General features: G+C 59.9%; 12 protein-coding genes. 11 read left to right on the top strand and 1 reads right to left on the bottom strand.

The window, feature by feature from the left end:
• The 10 genes from JFN93_RS06115 (at position 1) to JFN93_RS06070 (ending at position 14,237) form a co-directional block, all read left to right on the top strand.
• Positions 1–1,497 (top strand): MOP flippase family protein, encoded by a 1,497-nt coding sequence (locus tag JFN93_RS06115; protein ID WP_199383109.1) that lies wholly within the window; start codon positions 1–3, stop codon positions 1,495–1,497.
• On the top strand, positions 1,494–2,675 hold the full coding sequence (locus JFN93_RS06110; protein WP_199383108.1) for a glycosyltransferase: 1,182 nt from the start codon (positions 1,494–1,496) through the stop codon (positions 2,673–2,675). Before JFN93_RS06115 ends, JFN93_RS06110 begins: the two co-directional genes overlap by 4 nt.
• Positions 2,672–4,135: a hypothetical protein gene (locus JFN93_RS06105; protein ID WP_199383107.1), complete on the top strand. Its 1,464-nt coding sequence runs from the start codon at positions 2,672–2,674 to the stop codon at positions 4,133–4,135. Before JFN93_RS06110 ends, JFN93_RS06105 begins: the two co-directional genes overlap by 4 nt.
• 2 nt (positions 4,136–4,137) lie before the next feature.
• Complete coding sequence (locus JFN93_RS06100; RefSeq protein WP_199383106.1) at positions 4,138–5,118, top strand: glycosyltransferase family 2 protein; 981 nt, start codon at positions 4,138–4,140, stop codon at positions 5,116–5,118.
• 82 nt (positions 5,119–5,200) lie between these two features.
• Positions 5,201–6,460, top strand: a complete 1,260-nt coding sequence (locus tag JFN93_RS06095; protein WP_199383105.1) for a glycosyltransferase family 4 protein — start codon at positions 5,201–5,203, stop codon at positions 6,458–6,460.
• Between the two features lie 33 nt (positions 6,461–6,493).
• Positions 6,494–7,672, top strand: coding sequence for a glycosyltransferase family 4 protein (locus JFN93_RS06090; protein WP_199383104.1), 1,179 nt, complete (start codon positions 6,494–6,496; stop codon positions 7,670–7,672).
• A 41-nt stretch (positions 7,673–7,713) separates the two neighbouring features.
• A complete protein-coding gene (locus tag JFN93_RS06085) occupies positions 7,714–8,940 on the top strand; it encodes a glycosyltransferase family 4 protein (RefSeq protein ID WP_199383103.1) in 1,227 nt (408 codons plus the stop codon).
• Positions 8,937–10,892, top strand: coding sequence for a hypothetical protein (locus JFN93_RS06080; protein ID WP_199383102.1), 1,956 nt, complete (start codon positions 8,937–8,939; stop codon positions 10,890–10,892). Before JFN93_RS06085 ends, JFN93_RS06080 begins: the two co-directional genes overlap by 4 nt.
• A 134-nt stretch (positions 10,893–11,026) precedes the next feature.
• Positions 11,027–13,744 (top strand): dockerin type I repeat-containing protein, encoded by a 2,718-nt coding sequence (locus JFN93_RS06075; RefSeq protein WP_199383101.1) that lies wholly within the window; start codon positions 11,027–11,029, stop codon positions 13,742–13,744.
• A gap of 127 nt (positions 13,745–13,871) precedes the next feature.
• The gene (locus tag JFN93_RS06070) at positions 13,872–14,237 is read left to right on the top strand and encodes a hypothetical protein (protein ID WP_199383100.1); all 366 of its coding nucleotides are present in this window, start codon (positions 13,872–13,874) and stop codon (positions 14,235–14,237) included.
• 564 nt (positions 14,238–14,801) lie between these two features.
• Here JFN93_RS06070 and JFN93_RS06065 read toward each other — a convergent pair.
• Positions 14,802–15,449, bottom strand: a complete 648-nt coding sequence (locus JFN93_RS06065; RefSeq protein ID WP_199383099.1) for a fibronectin type III domain-containing protein — start codon at positions 15,447–15,449, stop codon at positions 14,802–14,804.
• Positions 15,450–15,814: 365 nt separating this feature from the next.
• On the opposite strand from JFN93_RS06065, the gene JFN93_RS06060 reads away from it, so the two are divergent.
• Positions 15,815–16,951, top strand: a complete 1,137-nt coding sequence (locus tag JFN93_RS06060) for a glycosyltransferase family 4 protein (RefSeq protein ID WP_199383098.1) — start codon at positions 15,815–15,817, stop codon at positions 16,949–16,951.

Below are 16,951 nucleotides of genomic sequence, written 5' to 3'. Positions count from 1 at the left end.
GTGGACCTGAGACAAAAGACGATATCGGGAGTCAAGTGGAGTTCGCTTCTTTCCCTGGGCGCTGCGGGGCTGCAGTTCGCCACCATGATCGCGCTGGCGCGGTTGTTGACCCCTGCCGAATACGGGCTGGTGGGGATGACCACGATGGTGGTCGGTTTTGCGGTGACCTTTGCCGACTTCGGAGTCTCCAACGCGGTGATCCATCGACAGGAGGTGTCCGGTGAGGAACTGTCGAGCCTCTTCTGGCTCAACGTCTTGGTAGGGGGCGTCCTCTTCGCGTTGGTCAGCGGGGTCAACTCGTTGATCACCGCTTTTTTCCGGGAGCCGCTCCTGGCCGGTCCGCTCTTCCTGTCGGGCTTCGTCTTTGTGCTTGCTCCCTGGGGACAATTGTCCCAGACCCTGTTGCAGAAGGAACTCCGCTTCCGCCGCCTTGCCGTGATCCAACTGCTGGGCGCGGCCGTCAACGCCGTTTTGTCGGTCAGCCTCGCCTTTTGCGGTAAAGGGGCCTATTCCATCATCATTGGACAACTGGCGGCGACGGCGGTACAGAGCATCCTTTTTTATTTCGGCACCAGGGGGACATGGCGGCTGCAATGGTTCTGCTCGCCGAGCCGGGTCGGCAGTTTTCTGAGCTTCGGCTTGTATCAGATGGGGGAAAGGATGATGAATTTCCTCAACTCCAACTTCGACTACATGCTGATCGGCTCGCTCTTGGGCGCGAAGGAACTCGGCTACTACACTCTGGCCTACAACCTGGTCCTTAAACCGTCCCAGGTCATCAACCCCATTCTTACCCGGGTGGCATTCCCGGTTCTAGCGCGGGTGCAGCATGAATCGTCCCGGTTGCGTCACGGATACCTGAAGATGCTCCGTTACGTCGCGTCACTCAATGCCCCAGTTATGGCCGGACTTGCGGCGACCGTGCCCCTTGCCTTCCCGCTGTTGGGAACGCAGTGGCTGCCCGCGGTCCCCCTGGTCCAGATCCTTTGCGTGGTCGGGTTGCTGAGAGCCATCTGCAATCCCGTGGGGGCCCTGCTGATGGCGAAGGGGAGGGCGGATCTCGGGTTCAGGTGGAATGCCTCGCTGATGGTGACCCAGATCCCGGGACTGTACCTTGGCGCCCGCTGGGGCGGCAGCGTCGGGGTCGCCGTCGCCTTTGCGGTTCTCATGGTGTGCTATGCAGCAGCGATGTATCCGGCGTTGATCGTGCAGCTTCTGGGCCCCTGCCGCAGGGAGTACGTGGCGAGCATCGTTCCCTCCCTGTGGCAGAGTGCCCTGATGGGACTTGGCGTCTTTCTGGTCGGCTACGCCCTGCCGCCGTTTTCGAATGCCCTGGTTCTTGGCGTGCAGGTGGCGCTTGGCGTGGTCGTTTACCTGGCGCTTGTCTACCTGGTGGACCGGGCGATGCTTGACGAGCTGAGAGGCATACTGCGGGGAGGCGGCAAAACCTTGGCTGGTGCGGCCTCCGGGGCGGAAGGAGATTGTACCCTGCCATGATGAAAGTTTTGCATCTGGTGGACACCTATCTCCCCCTGACGGAAGGATGGATTTACCCCCAGGTGGTCGGGGACGGCACCTGGCGAAGCCAGGTGGGCGCGGTTCATCGGTCGGAAAGCGACTACTACCCTTTCCCTGCGGTGACCGCTTTCACGGAGCAATGGCCGGTCTGGCGCAGGCCAGGGTTGAGGCTGATCCTTTACCGGTACCCGCAGATAGCGCTTTTCTGGCTCAGGAGCGGGATTCCCAAGGGGGGCATTGACCTCGTCCATTGCCATTTCGGCGATCTCGCCTTTCGGGCGCTCCCCCTGGCCCGCCACCTTGGGGCGCCTCTGGTCACCACCTTTTACGGCTACGATGCCACCTTGCTCCCGACCCAGCAGCCGGCATGGCGCCGACGGTACCGGGAACTCTTTTCGCGCGGCGATTTTTTCCTGGCTGAGGGGGCGCGGATGAAAGAAACCCTGGTCGCCCTGGGGTGCCCCCGGGAGAAGGTCGGGGTTTTTCATCTGGGGGTGGACCTGGAGCGGATTCCTTCTGCCGAGGGGAAGGAGAGGCCCGACGGGATGATCCGGCTGCTTGCCGCCGGTAGCTTCCGGGAGAAAAAGGGGCTCACCTATGCGGTCGAGGCCTTTGCCCGCGCGAGAAGAAGCTATCCCCGGATCACCCTCACCGTGATCGGCGACGCCGTGGGAAAGGATCTCGGGGAGAAAGAGAAAATCCTCGGCACCGTGCGCCGCTGCGGGGTCGAGGAGTCGGTCACCTTTCTCGGGTTTCAGCCGCACCATCGGTTCGTCGAGGAACTTGGAAAACACGACCTCTTCATCTCTCCCAGCGTCGTGGCCGCCAACGGAGACAGCGAAGGGGGGGCTCCCGTCGCGATAACGGAGGCCTCGGCGGCCGGAGTACCGGTGATCTCGACGCGGCACTGCGACATCCCTGAAGTCGTCTTGGACCAGATCACCGGGCGCCTCAGCGCGGAACGGGACATAGATGGTCTTGCCCAGAGCATCCTCTTTTTTGCCGGCAACCCCGGCTCCCTGCTTCAGTACGGCGCCAGGGCACGCCGGCATATCGAGGAAAACTACAACGTGAGGCTGCAGGTGAAGAAGCTGAAAGGTTACTACCAGGACGTTTTACGCCGTAACGGCGATCCCCATAGCGAGGTCCCCCGATGATGGGGCTCGTTATCGCATTTCTGCTTCTGGGGGTGGCGATCCCTTACGCCGTTCTGACCTTCCGCAGTCGGCTTTTTCTCGTCTACCCGCTGCTGGCCTACATCATGCTCTGGCCCAAGGTTTTCGATTTCCTGGGGGTGATCCAGGCCAAGGGGGAGTTCGGATCGATCCAGATCGGCGATGTCTTCTATCTTCTTTTTGCGCTCGTGTTCTTCGTGGAGCTCTTCCTGAACGACACGGTGAAGATCGTCAGCCGGCACTGGGTCCCCTTGGTGTCGGTGGCTCTGTACTTTTTCTACTGGCTGCTGCATCTCTTTTTGCTGCACCAGGAAGGTACCGCACGTGCCGCTTTGAACCAGTTCCGCCCCCTTGCCTACTACCTGTTTTTGGTGTTTTTCCTGTGGAGGATCAGAGAGGAAAAGGACGTCCAGAACGTGATCAAGGTTACCTGTTCCTGTGCCGTACCCGCAGCGGCCATGACGGTCCTGTACCTTTATCTCTTCGGCACCGGCTACATCGAATCGATTCTGATGCAGATCCCCGGTGCCTGGTACACCTTTAAAAACACCGATCTCCGCTTCGATATCATCAACATGAAGTGTTACCTAATGGTCGCGCCTTTCCTGTTCAATCTGTTTTTCTTCCACAACGTTTTCCCCCACTGGTCGCGCCTGGTGCAGTTGATCTCCCTGTGCTGCGTCGTCTTTTTGCTCCTGATCGACCAGTCCCGCGCCTTCTTGCTGGCCGAGGCGGCGGGCTTTGCCCTCGCGCTGCTGCTCCTCCTGGTCAAGGGAGCAGTCAAGTTCGAGCGCGTGCTAAAGATCGTTCCGATGGTTGCCCTGCTGATGTTCGCCGTGGTGACCCTTTTCCTGCTCGGGGACTCGTTGGCACCAGGGCTGACCGAGAAGTTCGAGAAGCGGCTCGGGTCAATCAGCGTCTCCGGCGTCGAGCAGTACCAGAAGAACAAGGAGATGAATTCGCTGAAAAGCCGCCTGGATTCCTACACGTTTCTCCTGAATAAAATCGAAGGGAACTACACCTTCGGCAGGGGGCTCGGCACCCAGATAGACCCGTATGGCACCTTCAAGAGATTTGTCGATTCCTCCCTACTGATGAACTTGTGGAGCGGCGGGTTGATTGCCGTCGTGTTGCTGTCGATTTTCCTGGGTATCACCCTCTGGTATTCCTGGCTGGGGTATGTTGCCGCACGCGAGTCCTTCGATATCTATTTTTTTGTCAGCAGCACAGTCAGCATCCTCGTGACCTACGTCGTAGCGCTCCAGGACAACATCCTGTTCTTCGGCAATTCGGTCATCATGTTCCTCGTCCTCGCGGCGCTGGTCTTCGCGCAAAGGGAGGTTTCGCGGGATAGATCGTTGCGTGCGACCACTGCGTTGCTTGAAGAGCCTACCGCGGCGGTCCCCTTTCAACTGTCGCATCGCCAGCTACCTGAGGGGTAAGGATGACCATCGAAGGTGTTTCCTTCATCGTCATAGCTCGAAACGAAGAGTTCGGCGTCCGGAAATGCCTGGCCGCTCTGGCTGCCTTGCCGACGGTGTCGTGCGAGGTGATCTGCGTCGATTCCGGTTCCCGTGACGGGACGGTCGAGGTCATGCGGGATTTCTTGGGACGGGTGGCGAATCTGAAGATCATGGTGCTCGACGGATACTCCAACGCATCGGTCGCGCGCAACGTGGGCCTTCGTCAGGCCTCGGGAGAAATCGTCTTTTTTCTCGATGGCGACGTCGAAGTAGATCCGGAATTCATTGCCGCGGGCGTGGCTTGCCTTCGGGAGCGGCCGGGGGGGATCACCGGGAAGCTTCGCGAACTCCAGTACAGCAGGGACTACTCCCGAGTCCTCAAGGAGGTTCCGGACCGGTTCCACATCCGCGGGGAAGGGCGGATCTATGCCTGCGGCGGGTGCTTCATGGCGTCCCGTGAAGCGCTGCTGAAGACGGGATTTTTCGACGAGCGCCTGGAGCGAAGCCAGGACTACGATTTCACCCTGCGGCTTTCGCGCCGATACCCCCTGCTGGGGATCCCGGTCAGCATGGGAACCCACCACACCGTCGGTTACGACGACCGGCAGCGCCTTTCGACCCATCTGGCGAAGTTTCAGGCCCTTTTTTTCGGCTGCGCGCTGAGAAAAAACCTCGCCAACCTGCGCGGCATTCTTTGGCTGTTGAGTCGCCGGGAGCGTGGTATCGCTCTGGGCGCCCTGACCACGGTAGCCGGGGCGATGGCTATCGCTTTTTTTGGGACCTCCGGCGCTGTTGCGTTGGCAGCACTCATGACGGCAGACCTTGCTGCCGGATGGGCCAAGGGGGAAGACGGGCTTTATCGGATTTACCTTCACTACCTCTATCCGGCTGGCGCCCTGGTCGGGGCTCTCCACATTCCGGACCGGCGCCGGCCTTATACCGTGCGTGAGGTAGCGCCATGAAGTTGGTTCTGCCGTTAACCGACGCTGGACTCCCCAAAGGGCGTACCTTGCACCGGCCTCGCTCCGTCCTGGTACACCTTCGTTGAAGATCCTGGTCTCCGCATTTGCCTGCCACCCCGAGATGGGCTCGGAAGATGGCGTCGGCTGGGGGTGGGTCACCGGGTTGGCCCAGCGTCACCAAGTGCACGTCGTCACGCGCAAAGCACGGCGTGAGGCCATCGAGGCGGCTCTCGCGCGACGCCCGATGCCGAACCTTTGTCTCCATTACGCCGATCCTCCCCCCTGGCTCATCTTCTGGAAGAAAGGGTCCCGCGGATTCATGGCCTATGCGCTGTTGTGGCAGTTTTTCGCGCTGATCAAGGGGTGGCATGTCTGCCGCAAAGAGCGCTTCGACATCGTCCAGCATCTCACCTACGGCAACCTCTGGCTTCCCAATTATTTCTTTCTCCTGCCGGGAAACTTCGTGTGGGGGCCGGTGGGTGGGGGGCTCGTCCCCGCTGCCTTCCGGGCCGGCTATGGCTGGCGGGCCCGACTGGTCGAGCTGCTGAGGGGGGTGGTGCAACGACTGTTGAATCGCCTCAACCTCCCGATTCTCCTGGCCATGAAGCGGGCCCGGCTCATTCTGGTGCGGACCGAGGAGACGATCCGGCTGTTGCCGAAGTGGGCGCGGGAGAAAGCGGTCCTGCTGCCGGAAACGGCCCTCGACCCCGCGGTGTTCCCGTTCGATCCGGAGCAGAGAAACCACCAAAGCCAAAAGCCAACCCTCAACGTGGTGTATGCCGGGCGGCTCCTTCCGCTGAAGAACCTGCATCTTGCCATTGCCGCCTTCAGGCGGTCGTTTTCCGAACATCCCGAACTGGCCGGTGGGCTCCGGTTTGACGTCTATGGGGAGGGACCGCAACTGGAAACCTGCCGCCGTCTGGCCGGACCCGAGTTGAATCGTTCGATCTTTTTCCACGGACACCTTGAGCGCGGTGTGCTGATGGAGCGGCTTCGACAGGCTCATCTCTTCACCCACCTGAGCGCAAAGGACACCGCCGCCATGGCTCCCATGGAGGCCATGGCCCTGGGGGTCCCGGTTATCTGTCTCAACTGCGGAGGTATGGGGAATCTCGTCGATTCGCGCTGTGGAGTGATCCTGGAGGCTGGCTCCCCCGAGCAGGTAGTCCAGACCGTTGCGGATGCGCTGGGTGAACTCGCCCGAAACCGGCAGGAACTAGCACGGCTCTCCCTGGCGGCCCGGGACCGGATTGAGCGCTCTTTTTCCTGGCCGGGGCGGATCGGCCAGTTCGAAGCTATTGTTGAAAAGGCCCTGCAGCGGCGGCACGCCGCAGGGAGCTAACGAACCCAGGATCGTGCGCCCGGAGAAAGCTCGATGATCATCGGTCACCAGGACGAAAATTACGCCTGCAAGAGGTGCATCACTCACATCCTGGAGGAGGCGACCTACCGGAATATAAAGAAAGAAAACCTCTACGCCTACCTGTGGTTCACGTTGAGGGTGCTGCATAAGGTCGGCCTGTTGAAAAAGCTGAAGGTGGATACATCCTACAAGCATTTCAGCCTCACTTCATCCCGTGTCGACCTCCACCACCTTTTCAATTGCGTCAGTTTTTCCAAAACCCCATGGATTACGACTTTCGAATCCTTCGTCCCCCGCTACTCGGAACTGCTGGTTAACATCGGTGACGGCAGGATTGCCTTTCCCGCGACCGGCAATCTCGTCAAGGCGATGCAGGCGCTTGCTGCCGACAGCTGCAGGAAAATCATCGCATTGTCCGAATGCACCAGGAATATGCAAGAGGATCTCATCCAGTTGTTCCCCGAGTATGCGGAGCCCATCAGGCGGAAGCTTTGCTGCCTCTACCCTCCTCAGCGTCTCTACGTCGATTCTTTTGCTGCGAAAAGACTATCTCTGGACGGGCCGATCAGCTTCTTGTTCGTAGGGAGGGATTTCTTTACCAAGGGAGGGGCGGAACTCATTAAGGCATTCGTAAGGTTGGTGGAGGAATTTCACCTTCCGATCCTGCTGCGGATCGTGAGCCTTCTTGATGCCGGAAATTATGCCAACTTGGTGAGCCGAGCGGAGATCGCCGCCGTTCAAAAGACCATTGATGAGGCCCCCTGGATCGAGTACCACCGGGAACTCCCCAACCAAGATGTCATTGACCTCATGCTGCAAAGTCACGTCGGCATCCTGCCGAGCTGGGCCGAGACCTTCGGTTATTCGGTCCTCGAATTTCAGGCCACCGGCTGCCCGGTGATCACCACGGACGTCCGGGCATTTCCGGAGATCAACAGCAACGAAGTTGGCTATCTGATCGAGGTCCCTAAAAACGACCATGGCGAAGGGCTCTACATGACGAAACCGCAAAGGGATGTGATGGCCCGAATCATTCAGCAGGGCATCGAGACCGCGGTTGGGAAGATATTTCTCGACCGAAGCGAAGTAGCGAGCAAAGGAGAGCGAGCCATCGCGCGGGTTAGAAAATGGCACGATCCGGCGGCCTACGCGGAAACAATGCGCGGGATCTACCATGAGGCCTTGCGGTAAGAGGACGGGGGACCCGGAAGGGGGCGGAGCGCAAGAAAACGATGCGGATACTTTTTCTCAATAACTTCTATTATCCCCGCGGCGGCTCGGAGCGGATACTTTTCGAGGAGATGCGGCTTTTGCGTGCCGCTGGGCACGAAGTGGCCGTATTCTCCCGGGGACACGAAAACAACCAGCACGCGGAATATGCACGGTTCTTTCCTCCCCCCCTGGAAACGGAACGGTTCGGTTTCTCCCTGACGAACTTGTCAACCGTGGGGGAACTGGTCTACTCCAGGACGGCACGCAGGGGGCTTCGGGAGGTCATCAGGCGCTTCCGGCCCGATGTGGCGCACGCGCACAACATCTACGGCCGGCTCAGCCTCTCGGTGCTGGACGAACTCAAGAGCGCCGGGATACCGGTCGTCATGACGCTCCACGACCTGAAGCTCCTCTGTCCGAGTTATCTCATGCTGCGGGACGGGACCGTCTGTGAGCGCTGCCGGGGGAAGCGGTTTCACCGTGCCCTGTTGGCGCGCTGCCACAAGGGAAGCTATCCCGCCTCGGCGGTTTATGCCTTTGAGAGCTGGCTCAACCACGCCTTGGGCAAATACCGCTTCGTCAGCCGGTTCGTCGCTCCGAGTCAGTTCCTGAGAAATAAATGTATCGAATACGGCTGGGACGAGGGCCGCATCGCCTACATCCCGAACTTCGTCGATCTCGCCGCTTCACCGCAGAAAAAGGGGGCGCATGGGTATCTCCTTTACCTCGGCAGGCTGTCCCGGGAGAAAGGGGTTGCTTCGCTCCTTGAGGCATACCAGCTTTTGGATTCCCCGCCCCGTCTCGTTGTCGCGGGGGATGGGCCGGAGAGTACCGCCCTGCGCCGGAAAGCCGTCGACGCGAGTCTTCCGGTCACCTTTACCGGCCATATGTCCGCCGATCAAATCAGGGAGCTTCTCAGCGGCGCCCAGGCCATGGTGATGCCTTCTCAGTGGTACGAGAATGCGCCCCTTTCGCTGCTGGAAGCGTTCGCGGCCGGGACGCCGGTTTTGGCAAGCCGCATCGGCGGAATACCCGAGATGATTGACGAGGGGACGAACGGCTATCTCTTCGAACCGGGGAACCCATCGTCTCTGGCGGCAGGGATCCAGCGGTTCCTTTCTCTTCCGGCTGCCGCGCGCTCGGAGATGGAGATGGCGGCACGGGCCAAGGTCGAACGGCATTTTCACGAGCGGCGCCACCGGGAACTGCTTCTGGAGCTCTACCGGACGGTAGGGAGAACGCCTTGAAAAAATTCCTGCTGCTCGTTTTCATCTGCTTTCAGCCGGTCCAGGTCTGGGGCAAAACCTACTACGTCAGCACTTCGGGGGACGACTCCAACAGCGGTACCTCAGAAAAGGCCCCCTGGCGGTCGCTCTTCAAACTGAACCGTACCCCCTTCGCCCCGGGCGACTCGATACGTTTGAAACGGGGCGACCGCTGGGTGGGGGCCCTGGCCGCTCCCATCATCCCAGCCACCAATGGTGCGCCCGGCCGCCCGATCACCTGGGGGGCTTACGGCAGCGGCCCCAGGCCGGTGTTGACGTTCGCTTCCTATCGCAACCGGCTTTCGGACTGGCATGACGAGGGGAACAACATCTGGAGCACGGGAGGGTTTCAGTTTGCCGGTGAAGAGATGTTCCCCAACCCGAATTCATCCCAAAACGCGCCGGGTTGGTACCACCACTGCACGGGAAGGGCGATTTGCGGGCCGGTTGGAAGAACCGCTGCGCCGGGGCAACACCCTTCGGCGCCGGCGGTCTTTAAGTTCCAGGTTGCCGATCACGGTACGAGCTCCGCGAGCCTGCAACTGTACACCGCCTCTTCGGTCTCCCTGAGGTTTGTCCAGGGGAAATACTACCTGCTGACCTTCCGCGCCAAATGCACCGCCCCGTTCACCATTCCAGCTGTTTCTGTTAAATCACACCGGGACGGAGCCGATCCGACCGGTGGAATGATGGTCCAGGCGCTCACGGTGGGGGAAAAGTGGTCGAAGTGTTCCGTTATCTTGCGCGCTGATCGACACGTTGCTGCCGGAGGCGTCAACCTCCTGCTTGGAGGGGAGGGTGGAATCCCCAATGGGGCCACCTGCTGCATCGATTCGCTCTCCCTGCGCGAGATCAAGGATGACGATTTCTTCGGCATGTACTACTGCTCCAATCTTATCTTCGGTGGCGGTTCCGGAGCCACGACCACCGGTGTCCTCGTCCAGTCTGGAAGGATCGCCCGCCAAGGGGAGTGGTTCCAATCCCCGGTAGACCGGAAAATCCGTCTCTATTCCACCGCGAACCCCGCGCAGTATTACGGCGAAGACGTGGCAATCGTCCACGGCGCGCCCCGGTCCGGATTCTGGCTGAGTAACAAGCAATACCACGTATTCGAGGATATCCACTTTTTTGCCCTTCCCTCCGGCTGGAACGGGCTCGATTTCTCTCACGTGGTCATCCAAAACTGTGCCGCCTCCTACACCGGCGGGGTACCCGGCGTGGACCCGCGGGACTACCACTGGAGCGGCGGCTCTTTCCGCGTCCGGGGGGGAGGCGCGGTTGGTGCGTCAGGCAACATCTGCGATTGGATCGTGAGGAATAACGATTTTCGGCAATCCTACGACGCAAACATCACCTGGGAGAACGGAGCGTGGCACGGTTGGGGGAACAACAAAAAGGCTGACGGTATCGAGGTCTACGGTAACGTCTTCGGTCTGGCGCATTACAACCTGGAATTCGGCTGGAATGGAGCGGGCTCCTCCATGTCGAACGTCCACATCTACCACAATACCCTCTACGATGCGGGGTATGAGTGGTCGGCGGGGCAGAGGCCGGACGAACCGGTTCAGAAGGAGGATGCCCACATCAAGTGCTGGAACTCACCCGCAACCGGCAAGAACATCCGCATCGAGAACAACATTATGGACGGCGCCCGATCACAGCTGCTCTACTTTAGCGATTGGCGTCAGTGGTCTTCGGTCCTGACGATGCAAAACAACATATATTACGGGGCCTGCGGCACCTTCGCATTCATTTCGGGGGTCTCATATCCGACCCTGGGGGCATTCCAGGACCACTTCCACCAAGACTCTTCTTCCAGGTATACGGACCCTCTCTTCCGTTCGAAAACGAGGGGCGATTTCCGTCTGGCCGACGGTTCGCCGGCCGTCTCGCTCGGCGCTTACGCTGGCACGTCCCGCTGGGGGGGCATGTAGGGTAATGGTTCCGTTTCGGACCCGGGCACTCCAGCGCCCGAGGAACCGCGGGAAAGCCACCCACCGCGGGGAGTGATCCAGAATGGTCCCAAAATGGTCTTTGCCATCTCCGGCCCCGACAACAGGAGCGCTTTGTGAGAAAGATGATCGTTATTCTTCTGATCATGCTCATGCCCGGAGGTGCCCTCGGCACCACCTACTACGTGAGTACGTCGGGTGATGACGGGAACGACGGAATCTCTCCCGCGACGCCCTGGAAATCTCTTTTTAAACTTAACCGCACCCTTTTTCTCCCCGGCGATACCATCCTCTTCAAAAGGGGAGATGTCTGGTCGGGAGCCGACATGGCCCCGATTATTCCTGCATCAAGCGGTACCGCGGGTAACCCGATAACTTGGGGCGCCTATGGCTCCGGGCCTAACCCCGTCCTGACGGCTGCCTCTTACCGCAGCAAAGCGTCGGACTGGAAAAACGAGGGCGGCAATATCTGGAGCACCGGCGGCATCACGCTCGGACCTGAAATGTTGCTGAACCCGGATCTCGCCACGAATGCGGATGGCTGGTACGACCAATGCACGGGGGGCGGGGCCGCTTGCGGTTTTTTGGGACGTATCACCTCCGAAGCGCCTCCCGGCTTTATCGCCTCGTATGAATTTGTCGTGTACGACCACGGCGCGGCCACGGGAAACGTGCAACTGTACACGTCGTCCGGGTATCCCTTGAGCTTTGAACAGGGGAGCTACTATGCGATTTCTTTTCTGGCGAAGTCTTCGGTTCCTTTTCAAATCCCGGATCTGATCCTGCAGGCCGGTGGAGTAGACATCACTTCCGGGATGTACGTGAAATCGCTTCGGGTGGGGGCCGATTGGACTCCGTGTACGCTCATTTTTCGTGCCGATCGGACCGGGGTGGCCGGGCTCAACATTCTCCTTGGTGGGCCTACCGGCGCCCCGAACGGCGCAATCCTGCATCTCGCCAGCTTTTCCTGTCGCCAGATCGCTGATCGCGACTTCTTCGGCATGTACCATAGTGCCAATCTCATTTTCGACTTCTCCTCCGGCAACCCCAGCACCGGAACCTTGGTACAGAGTGGCAATCTTTCCCATCAAGGCGACTGGTACCAGTCGTACGGGGACCGTCGCATCCGTATCTACTCCACGTCTAATCCGGCCGATTATTACCAAAACGACATACTCATTGTCATCGGAATGCCCAAGACAGGGTTCTGGATTAATGCCAAAAACTATCACACAGTGCAAAATCTGGATTTCTTTGCCATGCCAAGCGCATGGTACGGCGCTAACTTCACCGGCAATACCGTCGAGCATTGCAATGCTTACTATACCGGAGGTGATCTCCAGGTAGATCCTTACGACTACCGTTGGGGCAGCGGCGCGGTCATCGTGCGTAAAGGTGAATCGGTTGGGGCTACCGGGAACATTTCCAACTGGACGGTACGCTACAACGATTTCCGGCAGACCTACGACTGTAATGTAACCTGGCAGAACTCCGATGCTGGGGCAAAAGCGGACGGCATCTGGGTTTACTACAACATCCTGGGGCTGGCGCATTATAACATCGAGTTCGGATGGAACGGAACTGGGTCGTTGATGTCTAACCTGCACATCTACAATAATGTGATGTATGACGCGGGAAAAGAATGGTCTGCAAACCAGAGACCTGACGAACCGGTGGAAACCGAAGATGCTCAGATCAAATGCTGGAATTCTCCAGGCAACGGCGCCAACTTTTACATCAATAACAACATTATGGTGGGAGGAGTGTCCCAGATGCTCTACTTCGGGGACTGGTCCCAATGGAGCTCCATCCTTACCATGGATGACAACGTATATTTCGAGCGGCCGTCCACCTTTGCAAAGGTTGGAGGGATCTCGTATGCCAGTTTTTCGGAATGGCAAGGAAGTTCCCGCCGGGATGCTGTGTCACTATATGCGGATCCCCTCTTTGTCTCCCGCTCACGCGATGACTTTCACCTTATGCCATCTTCCCCGGCCATTGGCGCTGGAGTTCCCGTCGGGCTGACGGTCGATTTCGACGGTGGTGCGATCGACCCGTCCGCTCCGAGCATCGGGGCATTCGAATTCTCCAACATCGTTCATTACAGCGTCGCCGATTCCGTTGCGACATATGGAATCCTCCCCACGGCCCCAATTACCCTCGATGGCCTCAATGCCTCGGATCAGGTTTCCGCCCACGTGTCTGCCTTCGATGGCTCCAACCAACTGGTGGCGCTCGATGCCAATCTTCCGGTCGGTGTCTATACGCTCAAGGTCACTGGGCTCGACGGCGCGCAGGCTACCCTTTACCGGCTTGGTGCCCGCGGCAACCATGACGGCACGCTCACCATCAAACCCGCTTCGCAGACCATCACCTTTCCTGTCCTGCCGATGAAATCGGTGGGAGACCCGCCCTTTCTGCTAGATGCGACCGCAACAAGCGGGTTGCCGGTCAGCTATGCGAGCTCCGATCCCAAGGTCGCCACCGTCGCCGGCAGCACCGTCACCATCGTGGGGCCTGGGACTACGACCATCACGACAACCCAGTCCGGTGACGCCAATCACACCGCAGCGGCCAGCGTGGACCGGATCCTGACCGTGGCGCCGCAGTCGCCCGGGGTATTGGGGGATCTCAACGGCGACGGCGTGGTGGATATCGCCGACGCGCTGGTCGCCCTCAAGATTGCCATCGGAGCGGTATCCCCGACTTCCATGCAGGTCGCTCTCGGTGACGTAGCGCCATTGGTGGACGGGAAACCGTCTCCCGATGGAACCATCAATGCTGGCGATGTGGTTCTAATACTGGAGAAAATAGTCGGTTTGAAAAACTGGTGAAAGGAGGAACTGCGTGGCCGGTATCGAAAGGGCTCGGCGCTTCATATGGCTTGGGGTTTGCTTTTTTCTGTGGGCCTGTGGCAGCGGAAGTCCCGGCCAAACACCATACCATGAAGTAGACTTCCCCATGAACATTCAGGGAACTGCTGCCGTAAGCGTACGCTCGGTAGATTTTTACCTGGACCTCCCGCCAGCCGTCGTGATCCACACCGACCCGGACGGGGCGGTGGCGGCAGCAGATTTCTCGCTTACCTTTTCCGGCGACCCTACCCAAGCATACTTCATCACCCGATACATGCCGGCCTCTGGGAATAAGCCGGCACAGCTCCATGTCATCGTAGTGTCGACCACGGCGTTTCCCACTGTTCCCTTCGCGATCCTGCGTTATTACGTACCTGATGGAGCGGGGGGGATGACGGTCGGCGTCGAAAGCGTCACCGCTTTCGACGGGGACGGCGTTACGGTAGCGGGCATTGGCGTCGGGTCTTCTTGATCCACCTTAGAGATCAAAAAAAGCGTTTTGGAAAGGAGGTTGAGGGAGATGCGGTTAACTTCGGGATCGGGCCCTAGGGTGCAAAGTTTGCCGGAACTCCCGCGAACCCTGGCTGAGCTGCCGTGAACTGCAGGGGAGCTATCTGAAATTGGGATGAGGTACCTTTAAGTTTGGGGAGCCACCCTGAACTTCCGAGGGCCCATCTTTAACTTCGGGGGGGGCTACCTCAAACTTGGGGGGAGGTAACTTGAACTTCGGAGGGAGCTACCCTGAACTTCGGGGGGAGGTAGCTGAACTTCGTGGGCGGTACCTTTAACTTACGGAGAGTACCCTGAACCAGGGGGAGGTACCCTGAACTTCCAGGGGAACTACCTCGATCTTTTAGGGGCTTACCCTGAACTTCGGGGGAGATTCCTTTAACTGCGGGGGAGCTATCCTCCATTTCGGAGAAGGTGGGTCGAACCTCGGGCGGGGTCACCGCAAAAAAAGAAAAGGTCCCCCGGAAAAACCGGGTGAACCTTTTCTTTTTTACCCTACCGGCGACTTGGTATTCCCGGTGTGGGCTTAGTGCACCAGGATGGTCTTGGGATCGGACCAGGGGCCCGGTCCGTCGTCGCCTACCCCGCGGACCCGCAGCGAATACTTCTGGGCCGAGTTCAGGCCCCGGTGCTCCATCCGGCTGCCGTTTTTGCGGGTGAAGTTCGCCGCGAACACCCAGTTCTCCTCAACCGTGGGATCGCCCTGGGTGATGTGCACTTCGTAGTACGAGACCCCCGGGGCCATCTTGACGGTTCCGATCACCATCCCCAGGACGTCTCCCTGCATCACCGAATAGTCGGGGGAGGCAAGGGGCGCGTAGGTACGGGGGGCGCTCCTCTTCCCCTCCCGGATCTCGAAGCCGGTGCCGCTCAGGATCGTGTAGTCTCCGAAACCGACCATCTGGACGAAATGGGCGGTCTGGTTGAGGGCGATGATGAGTTTCTCACGAAACCCTTCCCGGATTCCAATCTTCTGCAGATCCCGGTACTGCGCTGCCTCCTTGGCCGTCTCGAACTCGTCAATGGCCTTGCTCAGTTTTTCCAGGGAGATCGCACTGTGCCAGTCCCCCTGAAAGGCCGGATGCACCTTGAGGGAGTCCCGGATCTGTTTTGAGAATTTGAGCAGACCATCGTCGGTGTATGAGTCGAAGCTCGCAACTACTTTGGGACGCATGAAATCCTCCTTGACCGTAGATTGGGTTCCGTTAATGGAGTGCGAGCTTAGCGTATTTTCTTCAAAAGTCTGCCCCGGGCAAAAAAAAAAGACGCCTTCCGTCGCCGGGCTCCAAAGACCGCGCCGGAGCACGGGGCTCTTCGACCCTTCCCCCTTGGCCTGCCCAATCGGTCTCACCCCTTTGATGTTGTAACCCCACCTTTACACCTTATTGATTCAAACGAAATACTGGTCTGTTACGCTCGGCATCTCCGGCGGGCGACCCTTTTGGGCCCGCGCTTGATTGGTAGCGCCAACTCGTCGGTCCGCACGTCGTCTCTTAGGGGGAGGCGCGGCCGCTCTTTCGGACCATTAAAGGAAGCAGGATGCGCATCGCGTTCATAGCCGTCAAAGGGATGCCCTTGGGCGGCGGTATCGAAAAGGTCACCGAGGAGATCGGTTCCCGGCTTGTCGGCCGGGGGCACGAGGTCATCGTGTACGCGGGGCGCATGTCCGGCAGCCGCGACGGCATCTACCACGGCATGCGGGTGAAGACGGTCCCGGCAATCCGGACCCGCGCCCTCTACAAGCTTTCCATCTGCCTGCTGGCCACCCTCGACGTGGTCCTGCGCGAAAAGGTCGATCTGATCCACTTCCACGCCATCGGCCCCTCGCTCTTCTCGCTTTTCCCCCGCCTGTTCGGGATCCCGACCGTGGTGCAGGTCCACGGCATCGAGCGCAAGCGCGACAAGTGGGGGGTGGCCGGGAGGCTCTGCCTGGCGCTTGCCGAACTCTCGGTCTACTTCCCGAACCGGGTCACCGCGGTCTCCCGGGTGCTGCAGCGCTACTTCGGGGAGCTCTACCACCGTGGCGTCTCCTACATTCCCAACGGCGTCTCCGTTGATCCCCCCCGTCCGCCGGCCTGGCTGGTCGAGCAGGGGATCGCGCCCCGTCGCTACGTCCTCTTCGTGGCGCGCACCGTCGAGGAGAAAGGGGCGCACTTCCTGATCGAGGCCTTCCGCAAGCTCGACACCGATTTCCAGCTGGTCATCGCCGGGGACGACCCGCACGGCGCACGGTACCAGGAACGGCTGCACCGCCTGGCGCAGGGGGACCCGCGCATCCTCTTCACCGGGTTTGTCACCGGGGAGCCCCTGGCGGAGCTTTTCAGCAACGCCTACCTCTTCTGTCTCCCCTCGACCATCGAGGGGCTCCCCCTGTCCCTGCTGGAGGCGATGGGGTACGGCAACTGCTGCCTGGTGAGCGACATCCCGGAAAACCTCGAGGCCGCCGGTGACGCCGGCTGCTCGTTCAAAAACCGCGACCCGGAGGACCTGCGCCGGGTGCTCGCCGGACTGATCGCCCGACCCGACCGGGCCGCGGCCCTGCGGGAACGGGCGGCAAACCGGGCCCGGCACGATTTCGGCTGGGAGGGGGTGACCGCGCAAATGGAGGCGCTCTACCGCACCCTTCCCGGGCTGCAGGGGTGCCCGGAACGGCTGGCGCAACAGGAGACCATCTGA

This window comes from Geomesophilobacter sediminis (assembly GCF_016458275.1).
Lineage (GTDB): Bacteria > Desulfobacterota > Desulfuromonadia > Geobacterales > Geobacteraceae > Geomesophilobacter > Geomesophilobacter sediminis.
This window is presented reverse-complemented; position numbering and strand designations above follow the sequence as displayed.